Source organism: Aquihabitans sp. McL0605, from assembly GCF_049993875.1.
Classification (GTDB): Bacteria; Actinomycetota; Acidimicrobiia; order Acidimicrobiales; family Iamiaceae; genus Aquihabitans.
Map to the genome: position 1 here is coordinate 2,317,813 of NZ_CP188252.1, position 23,863 is coordinate 2,341,675.

Annotated in this window: 24 protein-coding genes and 6 pseudogenes; 15 read left to right on the plus strand and 15 right to left on the minus strand. The window is 72.4% G+C overall.

Going from position 1 to position 23,863, the window contains the following annotated elements:
- Positions 1-24: 24 nt before the first annotated feature.
- The 5 genes and pseudogenes from ACPPVX_RS10620 to ACPPVX_RS10640 all read right to left on the minus strand — a co-directional run bounded on the left by ACPPVX_RS10620 (position 25) and on the right by ACPPVX_RS10640 (position 5,014).
- On the minus strand, positions 25-882 hold the full coding sequence (locus tag ACPPVX_RS10620; RefSeq protein WP_426574872.1) for a 3,4-dioxygenase subunit beta: 858 nt from the start codon (positions 880-882) through the stop codon (positions 25-27).
- Between the two features lie 76 nt (positions 883-958).
- Positions 959-2,147 (minus strand): annotated as a pseudogene (locus ACPPVX_RS10625) (RNA polymerase sigma factor).
- 114 nt (positions 2,148-2,261) lie between these two features.
- A complete protein-coding gene (locus tag ACPPVX_RS10630; RefSeq protein WP_426574873.1) occupies positions 2,262-2,609 on the minus strand; it encodes a YciI family protein in 348 nt (115 codons plus the stop codon).
- A gap of 163 nt (positions 2,610-2,772) precedes the next feature.
- Complete coding sequence (locus ACPPVX_RS10635) at positions 2,773-4,452, minus strand: hypothetical protein (RefSeq protein WP_426574874.1); 1,680 nt, start codon at positions 4,450-4,452, stop codon at positions 2,773-2,775.
- Between the two features lie 79 nt (positions 4,453-4,531).
- Complete coding sequence (locus ACPPVX_RS10640) at positions 4,532-5,014, minus strand: SRPBCC family protein (RefSeq protein ID WP_426574875.1); 483 nt, start codon at positions 5,012-5,014, stop codon at positions 4,532-4,534.
- Positions 5,015-5,097: 83 nt separating this feature from the next.
- Here ACPPVX_RS10640 and ACPPVX_RS10645 point away from each other — a divergent pair, with 83 nt between their 5' ends.
- The gene (locus ACPPVX_RS10645) at positions 5,098-5,601 is read left to right on the plus strand and encodes a GNAT family N-acetyltransferase (protein ID WP_426574876.1); all 504 of its coding nucleotides are present in this window, start codon (positions 5,098-5,100) and stop codon (positions 5,599-5,601) included.
- Here the strand turns inward: ACPPVX_RS10645 and ACPPVX_RS10650 are convergent.
- Complete coding sequence (locus tag ACPPVX_RS10650; RefSeq protein ID WP_426574877.1) at positions 5,589-6,209, minus strand: EthD domain-containing protein; 621 nt, start codon at positions 6,207-6,209, stop codon at positions 5,589-5,591. The two genes, ACPPVX_RS10645 and ACPPVX_RS10650, sit on opposite strands and share 13 nt — an antisense overlap.
- 207 nt (positions 6,210-6,416) lie before the next feature.
- Between ACPPVX_RS10650 and ACPPVX_RS10655 the strand changes: the two genes are divergently transcribed.
- From ACPPVX_RS10655 to ACPPVX_RS10665, 3 genes are all read left to right on the plus strand, one after another.
- Positions 6,417-7,067, plus strand: a complete 651-nt coding sequence (locus ACPPVX_RS10655; RefSeq protein WP_426574878.1) for an EAL domain-containing protein — start codon at positions 6,417-6,419, stop codon at positions 7,065-7,067.
- Positions 7,068-7,194: 127 nt separating this feature from the next.
- Positions 7,195-7,725: a GAF domain-containing protein gene (locus ACPPVX_RS10660; RefSeq protein WP_426574879.1), complete on the plus strand. Its 531-nt coding sequence runs from the start codon at positions 7,195-7,197 to the stop codon at positions 7,723-7,725.
- Positions 7,726-8,014: 289 nt separating this feature from the next.
- On the plus strand, positions 8,015-8,623 hold the full coding sequence (locus tag ACPPVX_RS10665; RefSeq protein ID WP_426574880.1) for a GGDEF domain-containing protein: 609 nt from the start codon (positions 8,015-8,017) through the stop codon (positions 8,621-8,623).
- A 26-nt stretch (positions 8,624-8,649) separates the two neighbouring features.
- Here ACPPVX_RS10665 and ACPPVX_RS10670 read toward each other — a convergent pair whose 3' ends face one another.
- Genes ACPPVX_RS10670 through ACPPVX_RS10680 form a run of 3 tightly spaced genes read right to left on the minus strand, consistent with a single transcriptional unit; the run spans position 8,650 to position 10,320 of the window.
- The gene (locus tag ACPPVX_RS10670) at positions 8,650-9,201 is read right to left on the minus strand and encodes a TIGR03086 family metal-binding protein (protein ID WP_426574881.1); all 552 of its coding nucleotides are present in this window, start codon (positions 9,199-9,201) and stop codon (positions 8,650-8,652) included.
- A gap of 43 nt (positions 9,202-9,244) precedes the next feature.
- Positions 9,245-9,919: a GGDEF domain-containing protein gene (locus ACPPVX_RS10675; protein WP_426575026.1), complete on the minus strand. Its 675-nt coding sequence runs from the start codon at positions 9,917-9,919 to the stop codon at positions 9,245-9,247.
- Positions 9,919-10,320 (minus strand): hypothetical protein, encoded by a 402-nt coding sequence (locus tag ACPPVX_RS10680; RefSeq protein WP_426574882.1) that lies wholly within the window; start codon positions 10,318-10,320, stop codon positions 9,919-9,921. The genes ACPPVX_RS10675 and ACPPVX_RS10680 overlap by 1 nt, the downstream gene beginning before the upstream one ends.
- A 125-nt stretch (positions 10,321-10,445) precedes the next feature.
- Here ACPPVX_RS10680 and ACPPVX_RS10685 point away from each other — a divergent pair.
- The 7 genes and pseudogenes from ACPPVX_RS10685 (at position 10,446) to ACPPVX_RS10715 (ending at position 17,416) form a co-directional block, all read left to right on the plus strand.
- A pseudogene (locus tag ACPPVX_RS10685) lies at positions 10,446-11,380 on the plus strand (oxidoreductase).
- Between the two features lie 142 nt (positions 11,381-11,522).
- A pseudogene (locus ACPPVX_RS10690) lies at positions 11,523-12,455 on the plus strand (fibronectin type III domain-containing protein); the annotation flags it as partial.
- A gap of 686 nt (positions 12,456-13,141) precedes the next feature.
- A pseudogene (locus ACPPVX_RS10695) lies at positions 13,142-13,246 on the plus strand (hypothetical protein); the annotation flags it as partial.
- Between the two features lie 83 nt (positions 13,247-13,329).
- Positions 13,330-13,527, plus strand: a complete 198-nt coding sequence (locus tag ACPPVX_RS10700; RefSeq protein ID WP_426575073.1) for a hypothetical protein — start codon at positions 13,330-13,332, stop codon at positions 13,525-13,527.
- Positions 13,528-13,587: 60 nt separating this feature from the next.
- Positions 13,588-15,270, plus strand: coding sequence for an MFS transporter (locus ACPPVX_RS10705; protein ID WP_426574883.1), 1,683 nt, complete (start codon positions 13,588-13,590; stop codon positions 15,268-15,270).
- A 58-nt stretch (positions 15,271-15,328) separates the two neighbouring features.
- A complete protein-coding gene (locus tag ACPPVX_RS10710) occupies positions 15,329-15,835 on the plus strand; it encodes a pyridoxamine 5'-phosphate oxidase family protein (RefSeq protein ID WP_426574884.1) in 507 nt (168 codons plus the stop codon).
- Between the two features lie 255 nt (positions 15,836-16,090).
- Positions 16,091-17,416 carry a diguanylate cyclase domain-containing protein gene (locus tag ACPPVX_RS10715; RefSeq protein ID WP_426574885.1) on the plus strand — a complete coding sequence of 442 codons (1,326 nt, stop codon included), beginning with the start codon at positions 16,091-16,093 and terminating at the stop codon, positions 17,414-17,416.
- Here ACPPVX_RS10715 and ACPPVX_RS10720 read toward each other — a convergent pair.
- Both ACPPVX_RS10720 and ACPPVX_RS10725 read right to left on the minus strand, forming a co-directional pair.
- Entirely contained in the window at positions 17,347-17,532 is a 186-nt protein-coding gene (locus tag ACPPVX_RS10720) for a hypothetical protein (protein WP_426575074.1), read from the minus strand. The genes ACPPVX_RS10715 and ACPPVX_RS10720 overlap by 70 nt on opposite strands.
- A gap of 92 nt (positions 17,533-17,624) precedes the next feature.
- Positions 17,625-18,245: pseudogene (locus ACPPVX_RS10725) on the minus strand (oxygenase MpaB family protein); the annotation flags it as partial.
- Between the two features lie 111 nt (positions 18,246-18,356).
- On the opposite strand from ACPPVX_RS10725, the gene ACPPVX_RS10730 reads away from it, so the two are divergent.
- On the plus strand, positions 18,357-19,280 hold the full coding sequence (locus ACPPVX_RS10730) for an alpha/beta fold hydrolase (RefSeq protein ID WP_426574886.1): 924 nt from the start codon (positions 18,357-18,359) through the stop codon (positions 19,278-19,280).
- 33 nt (positions 19,281-19,313) lie between these two features.
- Here ACPPVX_RS10730 and ACPPVX_RS10735 read toward each other — a convergent pair whose 3' ends face one another.
- From ACPPVX_RS10735 to ACPPVX_RS10750, 4 genes and pseudogenes are all read right to left on the minus strand, one after another.
- Positions 19,314-19,457, minus strand: coding sequence for a hypothetical protein (locus tag ACPPVX_RS10735; protein WP_426575075.1), 144 nt, complete (start codon positions 19,455-19,457; stop codon positions 19,314-19,316).
- Positions 19,458-19,606: 149 nt separating this feature from the next.
- A pseudogene (locus ACPPVX_RS10740) lies at positions 19,607-19,888 on the minus strand (polysaccharide deacetylase family protein); the annotation flags it as partial.
- Positions 19,822-20,373 carry a hypothetical protein gene (locus ACPPVX_RS10745; RefSeq protein WP_426574887.1) on the minus strand — a complete coding sequence of 184 codons (552 nt, stop codon included), beginning with the start codon at positions 20,371-20,373 and terminating at the stop codon, positions 19,822-19,824. The pseudogene ACPPVX_RS10740 and the gene ACPPVX_RS10745, both read right to left, overlap by 67 nt.
- Positions 20,374-20,519: 146 nt before the next feature.
- Positions 20,520-21,029, minus strand: coding sequence for a MarR family winged helix-turn-helix transcriptional regulator (locus ACPPVX_RS10750; protein ID WP_426574888.1), 510 nt, complete (start codon positions 21,027-21,029; stop codon positions 20,520-20,522).
- A gap of 67 nt (positions 21,030-21,096) precedes the next feature.
- Between ACPPVX_RS10750 and ACPPVX_RS10755 the strand changes: the two genes are divergently transcribed.
- The 3 genes from ACPPVX_RS10755 (at position 21,097) to ACPPVX_RS10765 (ending at position 23,801) form a co-directional block, all read left to right on the plus strand.
- Entirely contained in the window at positions 21,097-21,960 is an 864-nt protein-coding gene (locus ACPPVX_RS10755) for an MFS transporter (RefSeq protein WP_426574889.1), read from the plus strand.
- The gene (locus ACPPVX_RS10760) at positions 21,858-22,814 is read left to right on the plus strand and encodes an MFS transporter (RefSeq protein ID WP_426574890.1); all 957 of its coding nucleotides are present in this window, start codon (positions 21,858-21,860) and stop codon (positions 22,812-22,814) included. The genes ACPPVX_RS10755 and ACPPVX_RS10760 overlap by 103 nt, the downstream gene beginning before the upstream one ends.
- A 246-nt stretch (positions 22,815-23,060) precedes the next feature.
- Positions 23,061-23,801 carry a hypothetical protein gene (locus ACPPVX_RS10765; protein ID WP_426574891.1) on the plus strand — a complete coding sequence of 247 codons (741 nt, stop codon included), beginning with the start codon at positions 23,061-23,063 and terminating at the stop codon, positions 23,799-23,801.
- Positions 23,802-23,863: the final 62 nt, after the last annotated feature.

Here is a 23,863-nt window from a genome sequence, read left to right on the forward strand (position 1 = left end):
AGGGTGGCGCACGGGGAGGGTGGGTCAGACGGGGACGGCGAGGGTGACGGTGTAGCCGGCGAGGGAGCCGGTGACGGTGCCGAGCTCGGTCTGGTAGCTGTCGGCGAACACCATGTCGGTCTCGAGCGAGACCCGGGCCAGGTTGGCAGGGCTCGCCTCGTAGCCGGTCGTGCCGTACACCTGCTCGCAGACGTCCTTGGGCAGGGCGATCTGCGAGGTGGCGATGGGATCGCCGCCGCTCGTGGCGGCGTCGGCGCTCTCGTAGACCTCGAAGTGCACGTGCGGCCAGCGGCCGTCGTAGGCGGCGGGGAAGATGCTGGTGAACGTGGCGGCGCCGTCGCCGGCGGTGGGCTGGACGCCGCGGAGGAAGTTCTGGTCCTCGACGCCCGGCGAGTACATCGAGTAGCCGCCCTCCCGGCTGCAGTGCCACACGTAGACCGCCAGGCCCTCCTCGGCCTTGCCGGTGGATGCATCGCCGACCTCCAGCCGGATGGTGAGCGGGATGCCCCCGGCGGTGCCCGACGAGCCGCCGAAGCTGGTGGTGATGTCCTTGCGGACGATGCCGCTCTGGCCGAGCGCATCGGGGCCGTTGGAGCCGTCGCCCGGGTAGGGCCCGGCGGTCTCCTCGGGGATCGCGTCGCCCGACGAGCCGGTGGTCGAGCCGGCCGCGGCGGTGGTGGCTGCACCCGTGGCGGCGGTGGTGGTCGACGTGCCGTCGGACGATGATGTGCCGCAGCCCACCAGGGCCAGCAGGCCGGCGCCACCCATCAGGGCGAGGGCTCGGCGGCGGGCCATCAGGGTGCCGACGTCGAACGCCAGACCTCGGTCGTGGTCGTCGTCGTGGTGATCGTGCGGGTCGGCGCTGGGGGTGGAGCGGCGCATCGGAGGTCCTGTCGATGGTCGGGTGCGGAGCGCCACCCATCGTGGTCCCCGTGCCTGGGAGGTTCCGCAGAGCCCGTCAGGTACCCCCTGGGACCCCGAGGTCGGCGAGGCGGCCCTGCACCCAGCGGGCGTTGGCGTCGGGGAGGCCCAGGTCCAGGGCGCAGGCCCAGGCCCGGCGCGCCTCCTCGGGGCGGTCGAGGCGGGCCAGCAGCTCGCCGCGGCTGGCGTGCCAGAACGGGTAGCCCTCGAGCCCGGCGATGGCGTCGATGTCGGCCAGCCCCTCCTCCGGACCGTGCTCGGAGGCCACCGCCGCCGCCCGGTTGAGCCGCACCACGGGCGTGTCGTGCACGGTGAGCAGCACGTCGTACCACGACAGCACCGCCGCCCAGTCGGTGTCGTCGGCGGTCGGCGCGAGGGCGTGGCACACGGCGATCGCCGCCTGGATCACGTAGGGATCGGGCCGGTCGGGCGTGCGCCGCAACCCGTCGCCCACGAGCACCACGCCCTCCCCGATCAGGTCCTGGTCCCAGGTGCTCCGATCCTGGTCGGCCAGCGGGACCGCCACGCCGCCCTGGTCGAAGCGACCGGCCCGGCGGGCGTGCTGCAGCACGACCAGGGCGGTCAGGCCGATGACGCTCGGCTCGTCGGCATGAGGTCGTGCAGGAACCGGGCCAGCTCGACCCCCTCCACCGCCAGGTCGCGGCCGGTGCCTTCGGCGGTGGGCGGGTGGCTGTAGCCGGCGTTGAACACCAGGTAGACGGTGGCCGCCACCCCCGCGAGCCGCTCGGGGAGCTCGTGGTCGGCCGGCACCCGGTACGGGATCTTGGCGACGGCGATCTTCTGGCGGGCCCGGGTGAGGCGCTTGGTCATGGTGGCCTCCGGCACCAGCAGCGTGGCGGCCACCTCCGGGGTCGACAGGCCGCAGAGGGTCCGCAGGCTCAGGGCCACCTCCGCGTCCAGCGACAGCGCCGGGTGGCAGCAGGTGAACACCAGCCGCAGGAGGTCGTGCTGGACCTGCGAGTCCGAGGGTGGCGCGTCGCCGTCGTCGTCGAGCATGCGCACGGCCTCCTCCTCCTTGCGGTCGCGGCGGGCCTCGCGGCGGATCACGTCGATCGCCCGACGACGAGCGACCGTGGTGAGCCACGCCCGCGGGTGCTTGGGGATCCCGTCTCGGGGCCACGTCTCCAGGGCGGGACGACGGCCTCCTGCACCGCGTCCTCCGCCAGGTCGAGGCGGCCGGTCGATCCGATCAGCGTGGCCAGCACCGCCCGGCCCTCGGCGCGGACGAGCCGATCGAGCGAGACCGACGGGTCCGCCGCGACCGAGGGTCGACCCCGCCCGTGGCGGGGCCGACCTCGTTGGCATCGTCCACCTGGTGCTCAGCCCATCGGCAGGACGGGACGGACCTCGACGCCGCCGTCGACGGCGCCGGGGATCATCCCGGCGTACCGGACGGCCTCATCGAGGTCGGCGCACTCGAACAGGTAGAAGCCGGTGAGCACGTCCTTGGCCTCGGCATAGGGCCCGTCGCTGGTGACGACGTCGGTGCCCTGGCCACCCGGCACCTTGACGGTGGTGGCGGTGGACGTGGGGTACAGGCCGGCACCGCCGCGGATCACCGCGGCCGCGGCCTCGCCGAACGCCATGTAGGCGGCGCCGGTCTCGGCGTACTCGGGCTGGGTGTAGTCGACGTTGGGGCCGTAGATGATGGCGGCGTAGGTGGGCATGGCAGGGTCCTTTCGGGACGAGCCGACCTCGGTGGCCGGTCTTCACGGAGGAGACGAACCGCCGTGCTGGAAAAGGACAGTGGAGCAGGATTTCTTCGCCGCCGCGTGCGGAACCGTGTCGCAGGCACACGGTTGCGCACAGCGCGACCCGGCGGCGGTGGGGTCAGCCGCCGGTGGTGCCGGTGGCGCCTTCGTCGTCGTCGGCGGCGGGCGAGGCCGACGACGAGGTGGACGTGGCCGAGGTGCTCATGCCGTAGCGGGTGCGGACGCCGCTGCCGGCGCAGTGGCCGTGGTCCTGGCCCGACGACTTGGGGAGCTCGTCGTCGAGCAGCGGGCTGGCGGCGCTGAACACGCCCCACGGGCTCTCGCAGCCCGGGACGACCCAGGCGTGGCTCATCCAGCCCATGGACCCGTCGCTCTTGGTGCCGCCTCGGGCCTCGCAGTCGGCCTCGGACGTGGAGCTGTCGCCGATGATCGTGCCGGTGTCCTTGCTGCTGCAGAGGCCGAGGTGGCGGTGCCCGTGGTCGTTGTCGCCGGTGAAGCCCTGGGTGGGCTTGTTGTCGCCGGCGTGCCACAGGTAGTAGCTGAGCCCGACCACGTGGGCGTCGAGGCCGTTGCCGTCGTAGAGGATCATCTCGGGCTTGTCGATCTCGAAGGTGTCGTCGATCAGGCTGTTGTTGATCCAGTGGGCGGCGATGCCCGGCAGGTAGCCGGTGACGAGCCGGTAGCCCGCCGCCTGCGTGTCCTTGGCCGTGGGGTACGCCAGCGCCGTGGCGCGGGCCTCGTCGAGCTCCTTGGCGAGCCGGTCGCACTGCTTCTGGTCGGTCATGGCGACCCAGGGCTGCGGACCGAGGTGGCCGCCGTGGCCGCTGCCGTCCTCGGCGGTGGTGGTGGCCGCGGTGACGGCGTGGGTGTGGTTGAGCGTGCCGCTGTTGCGGAGCCACCAGAGCCACGTGTCGTAGTCCTTCTGGGTGGCGTTGCTCAGAGCGGTGACCATCTTGGCCGCCTCGACCTCGGAGGTGGCCGCCAGCGACGTGGCCGACACGAGGTGGTCGAGGCCGGGCGAGCCCCGGCCCTGGTACGGGTCGGGCTCGGTGGTGGTGGTGGACCCGCTGCTCGGGGTGGCCGTGCCGTGGTCGTGGCCGTCGGCCGAGACCGTGCTGGTGCCGGCGACCGCGGGCGGCGTGCCGCCCCAGCGGGTGTCGACCCCCAGGTACTTGGCTTCCTTCCAGTACCCGGCCTCGTTGAACTGGGTGTCGCAGCGGTCCTCGTCGATCGTGAGCGCCAGGGCGTCGATGCCGGTGGGCTTGGCGGCGTGGTTGTGGTTGGCCGCGCTCGGCGAGGTGATGACGGAGGTGGCCAGGCCGAGGGCGGCGACGGCGCACAGGGCCGGGGCGAGCTTGCCGACCGAGCGCCGCTCCGGCGCCAGGATGAGGCGGACCGCCACGAAGATCACGCCGATCTGGAGGGCCACGCACGCGGCGTCGATGGCTCCCACCTGCTCGGCCACGTTGGGGGTCTCGCCGAACGGCAGGCCGATGGTGCGGCTGTAGAGCCACGTGGCGATGAAGGCCAGGTTGGCCAGGGCGACCACCTGGTAGAAGCGCTTGCCGCCCCGGTTGGCCAGCACGATGCCGGCGGTGACCAGCTGGAACCACCCGGCGGCCGTGAACCCGAGCGCCTCCTGCCAGGTGCCGGCGTGGATCGGCGTCATCGCGATGTGGATGACGCCCGCGCCGGTGGACATCCCGGCCAGCGCCCAGCCGAGGTGCGGCTGGGCCGGTCCCGGTGGCGGCCCGACCGCCGGATCTTCGTTCTCCTGGCCCACCAGAACGTCGCTCACGGCTTGTCCCCTAGCGTTCGAGTCCCACCAGGGTACGGTCTTTGCACGGAGCGTGCGAGAAGTTCGCCGGCCGTCGACCTCAGGCGGACGCTTCGGCCACCTGCTTGAGGTGCTCGAGGGTGGCGCGCATCCCGGCGTGCAGCTCCTCGGCGTGGCTGTCGACGCCGCCGAGCAGCACGGTGGCGAACGCCTTGGCGATGAACGGGTACTTGCCGGCCGCGGCTCGGGACTCGGTGACCACCGTCGCCGTGCCGTCGGGCTCGAACACGTAGCCCCAGCGGGTGCCGCTGTCGGCCACCTCGAACGCGAACTCCCGCCCGCGGTCGGCGGCGATCACCTTGCTGGTGGTGGACCAGCGGACGAGCCCGCGCTTGTTCTTGCCCTTGAACCGGGCGCCCACGGCCGCGCCGGTGGCGCCGTCGAGCCAGCGGCCGCTGATGAACTCGGGGCTGAGCTCGCCCATCTTCACCGGGTCGCTGATGATGTCGTAGAGGGCGTCGGCCGACGCCTCGATGCGCAGCGAGACGGAGTCGGCGGGATCGGGGGCGGGATCGTCGGTCATGCGCGGACGGTACCCCAGCCGATGGGAGGGGGTTCGGGGAGTGACGTGGCCCGGGACGGGCGGCGTCGGCCAGAGTGGCGCCCATGGCCCCGCACATCCGTCCGCTCACCCTCGACGACGCGGCCGACGTCCTGCGCATCAACGAGGCCGTGGTCCACAAGCTGGCGCCGCTCGACGAGACGGAGCTCGCCTGGTTCCTGGCCACGGCCCGGTGCGCCTGGGGGGCCGAGGTCGACGGCCGCCTCGCCGGGTTCGTGTTCGTGCTCGAGCCCGGTGCCGCCTACGGCAGCGCCAACTACCGGTGGTTCTCGGAGCGCTACGACGACTTCCTCTACCTCGATCGGGTCGCGATCGACGAGGGGTTCCGCCGCACCGGGATCGGCGGCGCGGTCTACGACCAGGTGGAGGCGCTGGCCGCGGCGAGCGGCCGTCCGCTCCTGCTCGAGGTCAACGAGCTGCCGCCCAACCACGCCTCGCTCGCCTTCCACGAGGCCCGCGGCTTCCGCCCGGTCGGCACCCTCGCCCACGACGGCGGCGCCAAGGTCGTGCGCCTCCTCGCCTGGACCGCGGCCGATCAGACGTCGTAGCGGCTGGTGGGGAGCACCGCGATCTTGGCCAGGTCGATGAACCGCTGGACGCTCTCGAACATCTCGGTCTGGTGCCGGGCGAGGCGCTCGTCGTCGCCCACCGCGTCGAAGAACACGTGGGGATCGGTCATCGCCGCGGCCGGGAAGCACTCCTCGACGATGGCGTGCCACGGCTCGGCCCCAGGCGTGAGCACCCGGGCGACGACGTTCTGCACGTAGGAGAAGGTGTCCTGCAGGTCGACGGCCACGAACGTGTGGCTGTTCAGCCAGATGTCGAGCCACTCCTCCACCGACTGCCCTTGGGGCCGCTGCAGGAACGCCACCTGCGCCAGCCCGTGCACCCGCTCGCCGACGGCGGCCGGGAAGCGGGTGTTCACCATCGGGATCGACTCCGTGACCAGGTACGCCGACCAGGGGAGGCCGACCGCGGCGATGACCGCATCGACCGGAGCGCGGAGGTGGTCGGTGGCGCTGTCGACCCACACCGACACCAGGGCGACCGGCGACTCCGGACCAGGCATCCGCAGCGCCGCCGCCGGCTCCACGTCGGCATCGGCCACGTTCACGGTGACCCGGTGCGCGCCGGCACCCCACAGGGCATCGGCCACCTCGCCGCGAGCCGGGGCCCGAGGTCGTCCCCCGTGGGCTCGGACGGGGCGCGCAGCACGTAGATGACCTTCTCCATGGGCCGGAACCTAACCCTGCCCGAGCCGGCGTGGGGCGCCCGAGCCGTGATCTCGCTGTCAGGTTGGCAACAGAAGACGTTCACCCCGGTTCCCTCACCGAACGCCTGGCTGCTGCCGACGTGTTACCGGATGGAGAGAACGCGGCGGCGCCGACCGATCCGACGAGATGCCGAGGCCGACGTGCTCCTCGATCGCCTCGTCGCGCCCGCCGGTCTGCGTGCCGTTTTCCAGCCGATCGTGCGCATCGCCGACGGCGAGATCGTCGGCTACGAGGCCCTCTGCCGATCGGTGAAGCACGAGCGGGCCCAGCCGTCGGAGTGGTTCGTGCTGGCGTCGCAGCTGGGCCGGCGTGTCGAGCTGGAGCGGGCGTGCCTGCGCGCCGTGGCCAAGCACGGCGCTCCCCCTGGTGACGCGCCGCTGTTCGTCAACGTGAGCCCGGCGCTGCTCGCCCACCCCGAGTCGGTGCAGCTGCGCGACAAGCTCCCCCACCGGCTGGTGCTGGAGCTGACCGAGCGCGAGGAGATCGACGACGTGGCCGCGCTGCGCGCTTCGTGCGAGCCGTGGCTGCGGACCGGCGCCCGGCTCGCCATCGACGATGCCGGCGCCGGCTACTCCAGCCTCAAGCAGGTGGTGGAGCTGCTGCCCGAGTTCGTGAAGATCGACCGGTCGCTGATCGTCGGCATCCACGAGGACCGCCACCGCCAGGCGCTCGTCGCCGCCCTCGCCGGCTTCGCCTCGGAGATCGGGGCCAACCTGATCGTGGAGGGCGTGGAGTCGTGAGCCGAGCTGACCTGGCTGCGCGATGCCGACGTGAGCCTGGTCCAGGGCTTCTTGGTGGGAAGGCCGCTGCCCCCGTGGTCGAAGGCGGTCCACCCCGGCCGCAGCGCGGCGCGGCGGGCTGCACCGTTTGTCGCAGCGGCTCGACGACGCGAGCAACCGGCGCGGCCCGTGCGAGGCCGTCGCCGCCCACCTGTTCCGCCAGGGCGGCCTGATGCCCTCGGTGTACCTCGAGTTCGGCGGGCGCCTGCGCTGCCAGGCCCAGCGCGGCCTCTGGCAGGTGCTCGACGGCATGGAGCCGAGCGCCGGGATCACCGGCCTGACGTACCGCACCGGCAACGAGCAGTACGTCGACGACATCTCCGCGGCCGCCGACTACCTCGAGGCGATCCCCGGGGTCGTCTCCGAGTTCTGCGTCCCGCTGCGGACCGACGACCAGATCGTCGGCGCCCTGAACGTGGAGTCGCTCGTGCCCCTGAGCGACGCGGTCCAGGCCGAGGTCCGCGCCGTTGCCGCCCTCCTGGGCGATCGCCTCGGCGACCTCCAGCCCGAGCTCTCCCGGGTGCCGCTGCGCCGGCTGGCGCACACCGGGCCTCGCTGGCGGCCGTGGAGGACGCGGGGCGCACGATCGACGCGGTGCTGGCCGCCGCCCAGGAGCTGAGCGCCATGGGCTCGGCCATGCTCGTGCTCGAGGACGAGTGGACCGGGCAGCGCCGCCACACCTCCGGACCGCTGGCGGGACCGCTCGACGCCATGACGCCCGCTGAGCTCGCCCACCTGTCGTCGGTGCTCGAACCGCTGACGTCGTGCTACACCGCGGGCGAGGCCACCGGTCGCAGCGTCACGGCCAGCAAGACCCTGCACGACATCGGTGCCCGCTCGCTCGTCGCCCTGCCCATCACCGCCCCGGCCGCCGGACCGGGCTGCTGCTGCTCACCGACTCGGACCCGGTGCCGCTCGGACCCGAGCAGGTCGAGCCGCTGGAGCTGCTCGCCGTCCTCGCCGGCAGCTGCCTCGAGACCGCGGCCACCGTCGAGGAGCTCCGCCGGCAGGCCCGCCACGACGCACTCACCGGCATCGGCAACCACTCGTCGTTCCACGAGCGCCTCCGGGACCTGGCCATCCAGCCGAACGTGGCGCTGCTCGTCCTCGACATCGACAACTTCAAGCAGGTCAACGACACCGGCGGCCACCTGCTGGGCGACCAGGTGCTGCGCACCACCACCCAGGACCTCCAACGCGTGCTCGACGATCCCGAGGTCGTGTTCCGCATCGGCGGGGACGAGTTCGCCATCATCCTGCACGGCGTCCACGCCGCCCCGCACACGGTGCGGGCCCTCGAGCGCGAGATCGAGCGGTCGGTCGGACCGGTGCTCGCGGTGCACGGCGCCGCCCTGTCGGTCGGGGTCGGCCACCGGCGCGCCGACGAGGCGCTCATCGACACGCTCGAGCGCGCCGACGCCCAGCTCTACCTGGCGAAGGCGGCGAAGCGTCCGATCGGTGGCCTCTACGCCCGGGGCGACCGGCCGGCGCCGCGCCCCTACCAGCTCCGGCGCTGAGCGGGCCCGGAGCCGCCCGCGCCCCGCTACGGGTGGCGGCCGAGGAAGGCGAGCATCCGGGTCTGCTCGTCGGCGCCGTCGGGCACCGGCACCCGCGGGCCGTAGTGCCCGCTCGTGCGGAGCACCTCGTCGAGCGGCTCCATGCTCTCGACGAACCGGTGGACCTCGACGGGGTCGAGGGTCTCGTCGAGGCCGGTGGCCCACGCCAGGTCCCACGTGTGGACCAGGACGTCGCTGGTGCAGATGGAGTCGATGGTGTCCTCGAAGGACGTGGAGCCCATGTGGTTGTCGTGGACCGTCGTGGCGATGGCGGGGTCGTCGACCGCGCCCTGGATCGTGGCGTCGAGCACCGTCCACGCCCCGACCGGATCGTCGGCCGCCGACGGGATCGGTGGGGCGCTGATGCCCCACGTCCCGAAGAAGAAGGCGGGCAACCAGCCGGTCAGGTGGCCGACCACGTCGCGGGCCACCCACCCTTCGCACGGCGCCGGCGCGTCCCACCCGCCGGGCGGCACCGCCTCGACGCGCGCCGTGAACTGGCCGGCCACCCGGCGGTAGCGGTCTGCTGGTTCGCTCATCGCTCCATCCCACCACGGGACGAGCGGGCGCGCAGCCGGAACGTCAGCCGGGCGCCGGTGCCGGTGCGAGCGGGGCGCTCAGCGGCTCGTCGAGCCGGATGGCCGCGACCACCGCGAGGGCTGAGCGGGCCCGGCCCGAGGCCTTGGCCACGTACATGGCCTGGTCGACCGCCCGCAGGACCTGGTCGAGGTCGGGCTCGAAGCCGGGGTGGAAGCGCTCGACCGTGTAGCCGGCCGAGAACGTCTGACCTTCGGGCGTGGCGTCCTGGAGGCGTTCGAGCACGACCGCCGCCTCGTCGACATCGGTGGCCGGCATGAGCAGGGCGAACTCCTCGCCGCCCCAGCGGGCCAGCAGATCACCGGTGCGCAGCATCTCGGACCACGACCGTGCCATGGCCTCCAGCAGCACGTCCCCGCGCTGGTGGCCGTGCTCGTCGTTGTAGGCCTTGAAGTGGTCGAGGTCGAGGAGTGCGACCGCGAGCGGCAGGGCGTGCCGGCTGGCCCGCTCGACCTCCTCGGGGAAGCGCTCGTCCCACGTCCGGCGGTTGGCCAGCCCGGTCAGGGCGTCGCGGCGGGCCAGCTCGGTGATGTGCTCGAGCAGCTCGGCGCACGCCTGGACCAGCCGGTGGATCGTCTGGCCGATGGTGGCGGCGACGACCGTGAAGAGGATCACCGAGCGCCACTGCGCCACGGCGGACACGGGCGAGGCGAGCACCATCACCCGACGACGTTGGCGATCGACACCAGCACGATCGTGAGCACCAGCTCCCGCTGGCCGCGGCGCATCGCCTGCCAGATCACCGGGATGAGCAGGAGCGAGCCGTAGCCCGCCGAGCTGCCGCCACCGCTGGCGGCCCGCATCAGGTCGACGGCGACGCACAGCGCCGCCACCGGGAGGAGCGTGAGGATGTCGGGCACCGACGACCACGACCACCGCAGGATCGAGGCGGCCACGGCCACGATGATCACGCCCACGACCACCATGTAGGTCACGTTCTCGGGGCCCTGCGGCGCCAGCCAGGCCAGCGCGAACCCCAGGACGAACGCGAGCATGAACGGCCACAGCTGGCTCCACCGCTGGCGCGGGGTCTCCATCTCGAAGTCGCTCAGGGTGTCCATCACCCGTTCCTGTCGGCCGTGGGCCACCGTCCTTGATGGTTCGACTGATGCCGTCGTCAGCCGACGGATGCCGATGCCACCTGGCGCCTCGGGCAGAGTGGGCAGCGGCACGGAGGGGACACGCGATGGTGACGGACGACAGCTGGGGCGAGGTCGACATCCCGGATCAGACGGGGCACGTGGTCGTGATCACCGGGGCCAACTCCGGCATCGGCCTCGAGACCGCCCGGCAGCTCGCCGCGGCGGGCGCCACCGTGGTGCTGGGCTGCCGAAGCCCCGAGCGGGGTGCGAGCGCCGTCACCGACATCGAGTCCACGGTCCCCGGCGCACGGCTCGACCTGCGGGCGCTGGACCTGGCGTCGCTCGACTCGGTCCGAGCGGCCGGGCAGGGATCAGCGAGACCTACGAGCGCATCGACCTGCTCATCAACAACGCCGGGGTGATGTACACGGACCGGGACCTCACCGCCGACGGCTTCGAGCTCCAGTTCGGCACCAACCACCTCGGCCACTTCGCCCTCACCGGGCTGCTGCTCGACCGGATGGTCGGCGTCGAGGGCTCGCGGATCGTGACGGTGGCGAGCATGGGCCACTGGCTTCCGTTCCGGGTCGACCTCGACGACGTTCGGGCCCAGGGCTCGTACAACCGCTTCGCCGCCTACTCCCGATCGAAGCTGGCCAACCTCCTCTTCACCTACGAGCTGCACCGGCGGCTCACCGTGGCGGGCGCACGCACCGTGGCGCTCGCAGCCCACCCGGGTGGCTCCGACACCGATCTGGTGCGCCACGTGCCCGGCTCCCGCGTCCTGCAGCGGTACCTCGGCTTCCTGGCCCAGAGCTCATCGATTGGCGTGCTCCCGAGCCTTCGTGCCGCCACCGATCCGTTCGCCGGCGGCGGGCAGTACTTCGGCCCGAACCGCCTCGCCGAGATGAAGGGCCACCCCATCGTGGTGCGATCGAGCGCCCGCTCCCAGGACCGGCGGCTGCAGGCGCGGCCGTGGGACCTCTCCGTGGAGCTCACCGGAGTCGCCCCCACCGTGCCCACCTCGGCACCAGCCTGACGCCCGCGCCGCCCGGCGCCCTGCATCCCCATCCTTCGGTCGGTAACTCCGCGGTAGTGCTCCAGAACCGAGCGCGTTCGGCCGATGAGGGTGGTCGTGACCCTTCGAGCGCCCACGGCGGCCGCGTTCCTGCTCGGGGGCGATGCTCCTCGTCCCCTCCGTCCCGACGGCCGCGACCCCGACCCGCGTGGCCGCCGTCGCGCCCGTGTCGGTGCCGGGGGCGCCGCGGACGCCAGCGGCCGTCGCGGGCCAGGGCCGTGTGACGGTGACGTGGACCCCACCCGTCCACGACGGCGGCGCACCGATCGTTGCGTACGAGGTGCAGGTGGCACCGACGGGCCGGACCATCGCCGTGGCCGCTCCTGCCTCGTCCGCGGTCGTGACCGGGCTCGCTGACGGCGTAGAGGTGACCGCCACCGTCGCCGCGGTGAACCGGCTCGGCTCCGGGCCCACCGCCGCGGCCGCCCCGGTGACGCCGGTGCCGCCCATCGAGTCGGTGATCAGCGCCGAGCAGCTCGGCGACTACTCGGACATGGTCGTCGCACCCGACGGCACCACCTACGTGGGGGGCGGCAACCACCTGCTCCGTGTGAGCCCCGACGGTTCCACGGTCACGCCCGTCGAGCTCGACGTCGTGGGCCTCCAGACCCTCGCCCTGGCTCCCGACGGCGACCTCTACTGGTCCGAGCGCAACCCTGACTCCTACGTCCAGGTGGTGCGGCGGTTCCACGACGGGCAGATCGAGACCGTCGCCGGGGGCGGAGTGCCCGACGGTCCGCCCCCCGTCGGGCCGATACCGGCGCTCGGCGCCCCCATCTGGAACATCACCGACCTGGCGATCAGCCCCGTCGACGGCTCGGTCTTCTTCCTCGAGGAGTTGCACACGAAGATCTACCGCTTCACCGTGGGCGGGAACCTCGAGCTCGTCGCCGGAGCCGCCGGGACCGGTCCTCCGGGGGACGGCTCCTACGGCGGAGATGGCGGCCCGGCCACCGCCGCCACCCTCAACGTTCCTCAGGGCCTGGCGATCGACGACACAGGGGCGGTGTACATCGCCGACACGAACGACCACCGGGTCCGCAGGTTCACCGTCGGCGGGAACATCGAGACGGTCGCCGGCGACGGCGGCTCGACCTTCGAGGCCGGCCAGGACCTGCCGGCCACGACCACGAACGTCCCCTTCCCGTCGAAGGTCTCGTGGGCACCGGGCCGGGGCCTGCTGATCGCCTCGAACGGCCGGTACTGGCTGCTCGCCGACGGCCGCCTCCACCGCATCGGTGGCGAGGCGTTCGACCGGGCGATGGTGGAGGTCGACGGCACCCTCCCGAACGGCGACTTCGCCATCAACGACAACGTCTACGCGATCGACTGGACCGGCCCGACGTTCAGGGCGCTGCTCGTCGTCGACACCATGTCCCCCGACCTCCACGGGGCCCTGAAGTGGGCCGGCCCCTGGCTGCCCGCCAGCCAGCCCGACCCGCACCCGGGGTTCGGGTCGTGGTCCGACCTCGTCGTGCTGCACCACCGAGCCATCCTCGACCGCCCACCCACGAAGACCGAGCTCGCGACCTGGGTCACCGACCTCGGTGACGGCCACAAGACGCCCGGCGACCTCGACGACACGCTGCGCCGCTCGGCCGAGAACGTCGCCAACGTCGACCCCGTCGTGCGCCTGTACCGGGCGTTCCTCGGGCGGCCGCCGGACGCGAACGGGCTGCAGTACTGGATCGGCCGGCGCCGCGCCGTGCCACCGGCACGCCAGTGGTCGCTCAGCCAGCTCGGGCCCAGTTCGCCGGTTCGAGCGAGTTCGAGCACACCTACGGGTCCCTGCCGAACCGGTCGTTCGTCCAGCACATCTACGCCGACGTGCTCGGCCGGCCCGCAGACCCCGGGGGCGTGACGTACTGGGCGAAGCAGCTCGACACCCGGGCGAGGTCCGCGCCCAGGTCGTGCTCGGCTTCTCCGAGTCGAGCGAGTACCGGCGCCGGCAAGCCCACAACACCGATGCCGCCGTCGCCTACCTCGATCTGCTCGATCGGGCGCCCACCGCCGAGGAGACCCTCGACTGGGTCACCCGCGAGGAGGCGGGCACGACCGACGCCGCCCTCCTCGATGAGCTGGTCCGCCGCGCCGCCTACGGGAGCTGAACCCCCGCCGAGGGCGAGGGCCCGGGCGTGGGCGAGCGGGGCGCCGGTACCCTTCGAGCGGTGGACGCCGACGGGGGTACGGGGGTAGCGAACCCGTCTGCCGGTCCGCAGCTGCGCTACGGCACCCGGCAGGCCACGTGGGTCATCGCCACGATGGTCCTCGGCTCGGGGATCGTGTTCCTCGACGGCACCGTGGTCAACGTGGCGCTGCCGGCCATCGGCAACGACCTCGGGACCTCGCTCGCCGGGATGCAGTGGACGGTCAACGCCTACATGGTCACGCTCTCGTCGCTGCTGCTGCTCGGTGGCAGCCTGGGCGACCAGCTGGGGCGGCGCCGGGTGTTCGTCATCGGGCTGATCTGGTTCACGGCCGCGTCGATGCTGTGCGGCCTGGCGCCGACGACCGGCTTCCTCGTGGCCGCCCGAGCGCTCCAGGGCGTGGGCGGGGCCCTGCTCGTCCCGGGCAGCCTGTCGATCCTGGGGGCTGCGTTCCACCCCGAAGACCGGGCGAGAGCGATCGGCGCCTGGTCGGGCATGGCCGGCGTGACCAGCTCGTTGGGCCCGTTCCTGGGCGGCTGGCTCATCGACGCCTTCTCCTGGCGGCTGATCTTCTTCATCAACGTGCCGCTCGCTGCGGTGGCCATCACCATTGGGGTGCGCCACGTGCCCGAGACCCGTTCGCCGGTGCGGATGCCGATCGACTTCCTGGGTGCCGCACTCATCACGGTGTCGCTCGGGACCATCTCGTTCGCCGCCATCGAGCAGGACAGCGCCTTCCAGCCCTACGCCGTGGCCATCGGCGTGGTGGCGCTGATCGCGTTCCTGATCGTCGAGCACCGCAGCTCCCACCCGATGCTCCCGCTGGGCGTGTTCCGCTCGCGGCAGTTCAGCGGCGCCAACCTCACCACGTTCGCCGTCTACGCCGCGCTGAGCGCCGCGTTCTTCCTCGTCACGCTGCGGCTGCAGATCTCGCTCGGCTACTCGGCGCTCGAGGCCGGCGTGTCGTTCTTCCCCTTCACGCTCCTGATGCTCTGGCTGTCGCCGAAGGCGGGCCAGCTCAGCTCCCGCATCGGCCCGCGCCTCCCGATGACGGTGGGGCCCTTGCTGGCTGCGGCCGGGATGCTCCTGTTCAGCCGGATCTCGCCCGGCGACCACTACGCCACCAGCGTCCTCCCCGCGGTCGTCACGTTCGGCCTGGGCATGGCCCTCACGGTGGCCCCGCTCACGGCGACCGTGCTCGGCAGCGTGGGCCCCGACCTCACCGGCGTGGCGTCGGGCGTCAACAACGCGGTCTCCCGCCTGGCGGGGCTGCTCGCCGTGGCGGTGCTGCCCGCGCTGGCCGGCATCGCGCTCGGCGACTCCATCGAGACCGCCCTCGCCGACGGCTTCGCCACCGCGATGCACCTCGCCGCGATCCTCTGCGGCATCGGCGTGGCCGTGTCGTTCGCCATGATCCGCCAGGCCGCCAAGACCAAGCCCGTGGTCCACCCTCGCCCCAGATGGCCTGCGGCGACCCCTGCCTCGCCGATCCCGACCCCGCCCCCTCCACGGTGGCCTAGCTCGGAACCAGCGCCGTGCGTCGGCGGCGCGAGACGATCCCGCGCCGGCGCGAACGAGCCCCATGCGTCGCAGCCTCGTGTTCGGGGCCATCGCCCGCGGCGATGCCATCGTGACGAGCGACCCCGAGGACATGAAGCGATCGCCGCCGGGTTGGACGTGCGCGTCGAGCTCATCGCGCTCTGATGCGGCGGCCGCCGGGTCGGCCGGAGCGGAGGCCGATCCACCGTGGCAGGGTGGCCCGATGACGAGCTCGACGCCCTCCGTGCCCGAGGTCTCGTGGAGCGGGCTGGCGGCGGCCCGGCCCGACCTCGCCGCCGAGGCGAGAGCCCTGTTCTACGAGGTCGGCATCGGGCTGGGGTTCCTCGCCACGATCCGCCCCGACGGCGGCCCGCGGGTCCACCCGATCTGCCCGCTGATCGACGGCGAGCTGTACGTGTTCATCGTCGACGGACCGAAGCTGGCCGACCTGCGACGGGACGGCCGCTACGTGCTGCACGGCGAGACCGTCGGCCCGCCGAACCAGGACGACGCCATCTACCTCACCGGCACCGTCGTGGAGCCCGACGACCCGGCCCTTCGAACCGCCCTGGCCGACCGGTTCTTCGCCGAACGGGAGATGGCCGAGCCGTGGCCCGACTTCGACACCCAGGTGCTCGTCGAGCTCCGCATCGACCGGCTGCTGCTCACCTTGACCCAGCCCCGCGGCGGCCTCCCCGCCGGCCACACCGTCTGGCGCCCCGCCACCTGAGCCCCGTATGACCGGGGATGACCGGGGATGACCGCCCGCAGCGGTCGGGCGAGCGGGCTCGCCCGGCCCAGGGTGAGTCAGGCGTCACGCCGCCCATGGGTCGTTCGCATCAGATACCGATCGATCGCTCGGTAACCGACCCTGACCGGCCGATGGGACGGCGTGCAGGACGAGGTTGGAGGCGCGGCGATCCCCGCAGACCGAGCGATCCGAGGCGAAGGCGACGATCCCACGCCCGTCGACGGGTGCGCACCGGTGGACGAGACCGGGGTCGATGCGGCCCTGCTCGAACGGCTCCGGCCCTTCCTCGCCGAGTCGCTCATGGTCCTGGACCACGACTGGACCATCAAGGCCAACCTGGCGCCCCCGGGAGGCCTGATCGGGCGAGGCCTCGGGATCGGCATCCACACCCTCGAGGACATGCACCCCGACGACGCCATCTTGATCATGGACCTCGGGATCCAGGCGTTCTCGACGGAGCACGGCTGGCGCGGCTCCAAGATCGTGCGCCAGCGCAACGGCGACGGCATCTGGGGCCGCTACGAGATCACCGCCATCAACCAGTTTGACGATCCGGTGATCGCCGGGATGGTGGTGCGGACCCGCGAGCTCCCCCACGACATTACCGAGGACATTACCGGCATCGAGCGCACCTCGGCGATCGAGACGCTCGCCGAGCTGCTGCCGCTCGGCGTGCTCCTGCTCGACGGCCGCGGCCACGCCGTCTTCGCCAACGACACGGCGTGCACGATGCTCGGCCGTGACCACGAGTCGATCAAGCACGTCGGCCTGCGCCCCTCGGTGGTGCCGGACGATCGCCACCACATCGACGACATCCTCCGGCGCCTCACCGCCACCCCCGGCCACGAGCGCTGCACCGTCCGGCTGAGCGCCAACGTGATGGAGGTGGTCGAGTGCAGCTTCACATCGGAGGGCGGCGACGAGATCAGCTCGATCGTGGTGACCATCGAGGACGTGACCGAGCGCGATGCGGTCCATCGGGACCTCGAGGAGCGGGCCAACCACGATCCGCTCACCGGGCTGCTCAACCGCGCCCTGCTGCACCGCCTGCTGCAGTGCCGCCTGGACCGGGGCGAGCCGACGATGGTCGCCTACATCGACCTCGACGGGTTCAAGGCGGTGAACGACACGTGGGGTCACGAGCGCGGCGACCAGCTGCTCGCCGCCGTGGCCCAGTCGCTGCGCGCCGCCGTGGGCGACACCGCCCACCTCGCCCGCCTCGGCGGCGACGAGTTCGTGATCATCACCGACCCGCAGGCCCACAGCTACGAGCAGCTCGGCAACCAGCTCCAGGGCGCGGTCACCGCGGTCACCCGCAGCGACGGGCTGGGGATCACGTGCAGCGTCGGCCTGTCGGTCGCGGTCGACGAGGACACCTGCCACGACGTCCTGCGCCGCGCCGACCACGCCATGTACGGGCCAAGTCCCGCCGTCGCTGACCGACGCCGGGACGCGGTCGTCGCCCCGATGCGCAGCGCGGGCGCCCCGCGTCAGGCGGCGGTGACCAGGGTGGCGCTCGCCCGGGCGACCGCGAGCTCGTGGCACGGCAGCTCGGGGTAGGCCCAGGTGATGAGCCGGAACTGGAGCCGGGCGCTCGGGTCGAGCACGAGCCGCCGGACCGCGGCGGGCTGGTACGTGCCGGACAGGTGGCGGGCCCACGCCGGCATGAGCGACATGGCGGCGGCCAGGCCGATCCGGTTCTCCAGCCGCTTCGCGGGCCGATGCCGAACTCGCCGTCGCTGTCGCCGGCCAGGAAGTCGGTGAAGCGGCGCGTCTGCTCGTTCATCGCCATGAGCGGTCGCATCTCCTCGACGTAGTCGGTGAGCTCGGCCATGGTCTCGGGCACCCGGTCGGCTCCGCCCATGCGGCCGATCCGGGCCTGCTCGCCGAGGTAGCGGTCTCGCTCGGCGATGCTGAGCGGGCGGCGGTACCGGTGGTAGGCCTCCATGATCGCCCACGGGATGCACGTGTGGACCCAGGCGATCAAGGCCGGGTCGAGCGCCCGGTACGGAACCCCGTCGGGGCGCTCGCCGTGGATGTGGCGGTGCACGCCCTTGACGTGATCGATCACCGTGGTGGCCGCCGGCGTGCTGCCGAACGTGGTGCGCAGCACGTAGCCGAGCGTGTTCTGGGCCCGCTTGAGCGGCTCGGTCTCGTAGCCCGACTGCTGGAACACGCCGGCCATGACCGACGGGTGGAGCACCTCCATGATGATGGCGGCCATGCCCGCGGCGCTCACGCTCGCCAGGTCGCCGTTGATCTCCCAGGACATGCTCCCGGGCCCACCGGCCAGGCCGGGGTCGCCCGGCTCGCCGCCGTAGACGTCGAGCTCGTCGTGGCGGCCGCCGACCGCTTCGATCTCGCGGCGGAGCTTCTCCCGCAGGTCCATCGACCCAGCCTGCGGCCGACCCGATCGGCTGTCAATCGATCGCGGCGTTGTGGCCCCTCGGTCCTGGCTCCTACCGTCGTGGCGCACCCACGACGAGAGCGAGACGATCCCATGGCTGATGCAGCGGTCGAGCAGGACACCCGGCCCCGGTTCGCCGAGTGGCCCACGGTGCAGGTGGCGCCGGCCAACGGGCTCGAGCTGGCCTACGAGACCTTCGGCGATCCGTCCGATCCGGCGATCCTGCTGGTGATGGGCCTCGGCACCCAGATGCTGGCGTGGCCCGAGGCGATGTGCACCGCGCTGGCCGGGGCCGGCCACTTCGTCATCCGCTTCGACAACCGAGACGTGGGGCTGTCGACGTTCATCGATGCGCCCGTGCCGTCGATCGCCGACATCCTCCTGAAGCGCAACACGGCGTACCAGGTGAACGACATGGCCAGCGATGCGCTGGCGCTCGTCGACCACCTCGGCATCGACCGCTTCCACCTGGCCGGCACCTCGATGGGCGGCTTCATCAGCCAGACCATGGCCATCCGCGCTCCCGAGCGGGTGCTGACCCTGTCGCTGTCGATGACGTCCACCGGCTCGCGCCGTGTGGGTCGGCCCACGCCCGCGGTGATCAAGATGATGGCCGCGGCGGCCGAGCCGGGCGGTCGGGCCGAAGCCATCGAGGAGTCGGTCTCGGTCAACAAGCTCATCGGGTCGCCGGGTGGCACCCACGACGACCAGATCCGGGAGCTGTCGGGCATCGCCTGGGACCGCAACCACGACGGCAGCGGTCGCATGCGGCAGCTGGCGGCGATCATGGCCCAGCCCAACCGCACCGAAGCGCTGCGCCGCCTCCGTGTGCCCACCACCGTGGTGCACGGCCTGAGCGATCCGCTGGTGTCGGCCACCGGCGGCCTCGCCCTGGCGAAGGCCATCCCCGGCGCGACGTTCATCGGTCACCACGGCATGGGCCACGACCTCCCGCTGTCGATGTGCAGCGAGCTCACCGCCGACATGCTGGCGCTGATCGAGCGCTCCGGCTCCTGATCCCGGGCGCGTCCGCTGACGAGGCCCGGTGGCTCAGCCCACCTGGTGCCGGGTGGTGATGGGCGGGGTGAACGTGTACCCGAGCGCCTCGACGTAGTCGATGATCGTCGGGAGCGCCTGGATGGTGTTGTCTCGGTTCCCGCCGCCGTCGTGCAGGAGGATGATCCCGCCCGGCACCAGCTGGTTGAGGACGCTGGAGACGATCTCCTCGGGCGGGGGCTTCTTCCAGTTGTGGGGTCGATGCTCCAGTAGAGGACGGCCTCGCCCTGGTCGGCCGCGGCGTCGTAGATCGGCGGGCCGAGCGATCCGCCCGGCGGGCGGTAGTAGCGCGGCGGCGTCCCGGTGGCGTCGTCGATGGCCTTGGCGCCACCGCCGATCTCGGCGTCGATGGTGGCGTGGGGCTCGTCCTCGAGCCCTTCGACGTGGTGCAGCGTGTGGTTGCACAGCTGGTGGCCCGCCTTGAGGATCTTCTTCGACAGCGCGGGGCGGCGCTGCACCTCGGAGCCCACCTCGCAGAACGTGGCCGTCACGCCCTTGGCCTTCAAGATGGCGAGGATCTGTGGGGTGTAGGTGGCGTTCGGGCCGTCGTCGAAGGTGAGGGCGACCACCTTCCCGGTGGCGCGGTGGGCGGGGACCGTGGGGTGATGGTGGTGCGGGTGACCACTTCGCCGCTCTTCACGCCGACGGTGACCTTCTCGACGCCGGGCACACCGGCGTACTGCACGTACTGCAGGGCGTTGGGCAGGCCCTCGGGCGCCAGCGGGCGCTCGCCCACCTCGGTGGCTTCGGGCGTGTCGCGACCGGGGATCACCTCGAGCTTGCCGGCCTTGTCGATGCGGTGGCTGGCGGCGACCGTGCGCCCATTCCAGCGCAGCACCGGAGCGTGGCCGTTGGGCTCAACCGGCTTGTGGGTGACCGCGGCCAGGACCTGCCCCTCCTGGGGCGTGACCTTGGCCTGCTCCAAGGCGTCGCCGATGGTCTTGCCCGGGGTCAGCCGGATCGCGGCGCGGTGGTGGTCCTGGACCACGGACACCGCCACGGGCTCGGGCGGCTTCGACGATCCGCAGGCCGTGGCGAGGGCCGAGACCGCCACCAGCGCGACCGCACCGACCGGTCCGAGCCTCCCGAACCCCTCCGCGGGCGTGGCGCACGGCGGTTCGGAGGCAGGAACAAGGCATCCATCCTCGCCCGGGTCCTGCCCGCAGGCGTCACCCGGCCCGGTCCGGCGCCCTGTCGAGGTCAGGGAGCCGCGGGGTGCGCATCGAGGTACGCCTCGAGCCGGGGGGCGACCACGTCGAGGTCGCCCGGGCCGACGAGCGCCTCGAAGTCGGCCATGACCTCGGCCCACAGCCGGCGCGACCGGGCCAGGCCGACGGCGCCCTTGTCGGTGAGCTCGACGACCCGCGCCCGCCCGTCGGCGGGGTGGGGCCGGCGGGCGACGTAGCCCTCGCGGTCGAGCGCCCCGACGATCTCCGAGGCCGACTGCTTGGTGACCCGCAGGTGCGCCGCCAGCTCGACGATGGTGATGTCGGCGTGACCCTCGATGTAGCGGGCGGCGATGCCGTGCACGGCGGTGAAGCCCGATGCCGACACCGCCTCGTCCTCGGCCTTGCGGGCGGCCACATCGGCGACCATCGCCTTCACGGCCCGGATCATCAGGAGCGGGAGCTCCTCGTCGCCGGACCGGGGCGTGACCGATGTCTCGGTCCCGGAGGTCCCCAGATCGGGTGGACGCTGGTGCATCGCCATGTGGTCAGGCTACCTTACTTCTTCGAGGATCGAGGCTGCGGGCGGCACCGCGGCGAGGAGCGAACTGGTGGCACACGTCCAAGAGCATGACCCCCTGGCGGCCATCCCGCTGTACGACCAGCCTTCGGTCTACGCGAAGCGGTGGTGGACCCTGGCCGTGCTGTGCCTCAGCCTGCTCATCGTCTTCATCGGCAACTCGAGCCTCAACGTGGCCATCCCCACGCTGTCGAAGGACCTGGCGGCCACCAACTCCCAGCTCCAGTGGGTCATCGCGATCTACTCCCTGGTCTTCGCCGGCCTCCTGTTCACCACGGGTGCAGCGGGCGACCGCTACGGCCGCAAGGGCGCCCTGCAGCTCGGGCTCGTCGTCTACCTGATGGCGTGCGTCGCCGCATCGAAGGCCACCTCGATGGAGCAGCTGATCGCCTGCCGGGCGTGCATGGGCGTCGGCGCCACGGTGATCATGCCGTCGACGCTGTCGATCCTGGTCAACGTCTTCTCCCCCGCCGAGCGCACCAAGGCCATCGCCATCTGGGCCAGCGTCACCGGCGCCGCCGGAGCCATCGGGCCCGTCGCCAGCGGTTGGATGCTCGGGCACTTCTGGTTCGGCTCGGTCTTCTTGGTCAACGTCCCGATCCTCCTCCTGGCGCTGATCACCGGCGGCCTGCTGATCCCGCGGACCAAGGACCCCGAGCGCAACCCGCTCGACCCGGTCGGGGCCCTGCTGTCGATCGTCGGCATCGTGGCGATCGTCTACGGCCTCATCGAGGCGCCCGATCACGGGTGGCTCAGCGCCGAGACGCTCATCCGTTCGCGGTCGGCGTCGTCGTGCTCACGCTGTTCGTCTTCTGGGAGCTCCACAAGGACGACCCGATGCTCGACATCCGGTACTTCAAGATCCCGGCGTTCAGCACCGGCACCGGCGGCATGATCCTCGTCTTCATGTCGATGTACGGCGTCATGTTCCTGGTCAGCCAGTACTTCCAGCTCGTCCTCGACTACAGCCCGCTCGAGACGGCCGTGCGCCTCCTGCCGATGGCCCCGATCATGATCATCGTGGCGCCGCTCACGCCACGGCTGGGCAAGCGCTTCGGCGCCCACCGCACCGTCTCGTTCGGCATGTGCTGCGTGGCGCTCGGGCTGATCATGCTCCGCAACCTCGGCCTCACCACGCCCTACTGGTACCTGCTCGTGTCGTTCATCCCGCTGGTCAGCGGCATCGCCTTGGCCATGTCACCGATGACCGCAGCGATCATGTCGGCCGTCCCGGCCAACCGGGCCGGCGCCGGCTCGGCGATGAACGACGCCACCCGGGAGCTGGGCGCGGCGCTCGGCATCGCGGTGATGGGCAGCGTGGCCAGCTCGCAGTACGCCCACAAGATGGACCGCCTCACCACGCACTTCTCGCCATCGGTGCAAGAAGCGGCCCGCACCACGCTGGCCGATGCCCTCCACGCCGCCACCGAGCTCCCAAGCGCGGCGGGCAAGGTGCTCACGGTCGGCAGCCAGACGGCGTTCGTCGACGGCATCCACTTCGCCGTGACGGTCGGCTCGATCCTGGCGCTCATCGCCGCCGCCACCGTGTACCGGTTCCTGCCCCGGGAGCTGCCCGACGAAGCGTCGATGCACGGGCCCGTGGAGGCGATGGAGGACACGGCCGAGCTCGGCATCGCCGGGGTGCCGCCGGTGTTCGCCGACAGCGCCGACGACCAGACCGTGGCCGTCGACGACGCCGCCCGCCTCGACGAGCTCCCCGGCGGATCCCAGCCCTCACCAGCGCACTGACCCCGTCCCGCCGGGTGCTGCCCGGCGTCGTGGGCGGCCCACGCCCGGCCCCGCACCACCCGCCCGAGGGGTGGTCCCGAGCCCCGACGGCGCCGTGACGGCGCTCGTCAAGCAGGGGTACGTGGGCTCACCCTTCTTGGCGTAGGTGGCGAGATCGCCCATGTGGACACTCAGAGGGTTCCGTCCGCAGGGGCGGTCTGTCCAGGTTCAGCCCGGGAACCCCCGGGCGTCGGAGGGATGGGTGACATGAGTGGTGTGCGAACAAGCGGGAGCCGGCGGAAGCGGCGGGCACGCATCGCCCTCGGTGTGGCGGCGGTCGGAGCCGCCACGATCTGGCAGCCGCTGCTGCCGGCGGGGGCGTCCAACCCACCGGAGCCGACCTACGGCACGGCGACGGTGGACGGCTCGCCCGGCGAGTGGAGCGGCGGCGATATCTTCGGCAGCCTGTACTCGAACCATCCGCCGTACACGGCGCTGGCCACGGCCTCGCTGCGCTACGACTGCGACGCCAAGGTGCTGTACGTCTACGTGGCGGCATCGGACGGCGTGATCCTGCAGACGCTCGACCCCGAGGAGGACTACGTCCGGGTCGGTGGCGGCGGGAAGATCGTCGACGGCCTCAGCGGCAACGACGGCACCGCGCCCGACTTCGCCTTCGTCGGCCAGACCGCCGACGGCGCCACCGGCTGGGAGGCCTCGGGCCCGCTGGCCGAGGGGTCCTACCCCGCGTCGCTGCGCATCCACGCCAAGGTCCCCGACCAGAGCAGCGACGGCTACCAGGTGCTCGACCTGAAGCCCCGCTACAGCGACCTCACGGTGACGTGCCCGCAGGTGATCGCGTCCACCACCGTCCCCGACGAGTCGACCACCACGGCGGCCAAGGGGACGAGCACCACGGCGACGACCGAGCCCCAGGTCGAAGGCGCCCACGTGGAGGCGCCCCCGGCCGAGCCGGTCGTCAGCGGTGCCACGGCCTTGACCGGTTGAGCTCAGGGGGGAGGCCGATCGACCGGGGCGCCCCTCAGCGTCGGCCACGGCGATCGGTCCCC

What these genes read in the sequence shown, in the direction of transcription:
- ACPPVX_RS10620 (WP_426574872.1), bottom strand. Translation starts at nt 882, where the DNA reads ATGCGCCGCTCCACCCCCAGCGCCGACCCGCACGATCACCACGACGAC.
- ACPPVX_RS10630 (WP_426574873.1), bottom strand. Translation starts at nt 2,609, where the DNA reads ATGCCCACCTACGCCGCCATCATCTACGGCCCCAACGTCGACTACACC.
- ACPPVX_RS10640 (WP_426574875.1), bottom strand. Translation starts at nt 5,014, where the DNA reads ATGACCGACGATCCCGCCCCCGATCCCGCCGACTCCGTCTCGCTGCGC.
- ACPPVX_RS10645 (WP_426574876.1), top strand. Translation starts at nt 5,098, where the DNA reads ATGGCCCCGCACATCCGTCCGCTCACCCTCGACGACGCGGCCGACGTC.
- ACPPVX_RS10655 (WP_426574878.1), top strand. Translation starts at nt 6,417, where the DNA reads ATGGAGAGAACGCGGCGGCGCCGACCGATCCGACGAGATGCCGAGGCC.
- ACPPVX_RS10670 (WP_426574881.1), bottom strand. Translation starts at nt 9,201, where the DNA reads ATGAGCGAACCAGCAGACCGCTACCGCCGGGTGGCCGGCCAGTTCACG.
- ACPPVX_RS10675 (WP_426575026.1), bottom strand. Translation starts at nt 9,919, where the DNA reads ATGGTGCTCGCCTCGCCCGTGTCCGCCGTGGCGCAGTGGCGCTCGGTG.
- ACPPVX_RS10680 (WP_426574882.1), bottom strand. Translation starts at nt 10,320, where the DNA reads ATGGACACCCTGAGCGACTTCGAGATGGAGACCCCGCGCCAGCGGTGG.
- ACPPVX_RS10710 (WP_426574884.1), top strand. Translation starts at nt 15,329, where the DNA reads ATGACGAGCTCGACGCCCTCCGTGCCCGAGGTCTCGTGGAGCGGGCTG.
- ACPPVX_RS10720 (WP_426575074.1), bottom strand. Translation starts at nt 17,532, where the DNA reads ATGTCGCTCATGCCGGCGTGGGCCCGCCACCTGTCCGGCACGTACCAG.
- ACPPVX_RS10730 (WP_426574886.1), top strand. Translation starts at nt 18,357, where the DNA reads ATGGCTGATGCAGCGGTCGAGCAGGACACCCGGCCCCGGTTCGCCGAG.
- ACPPVX_RS10750 (WP_426574888.1), bottom strand. Translation starts at nt 21,029, where the DNA reads ATGGCGATGCACCAGCGTCCACCCGATCTGGGGACCTCCGGGACCGAG.
- ACPPVX_RS10765 (WP_426574891.1), top strand. Translation starts at nt 23,061, where the DNA reads ATGAGTGGTGTGCGAACAAGCGGGAGCCGGCGGAAGCGGCGGGCACGC.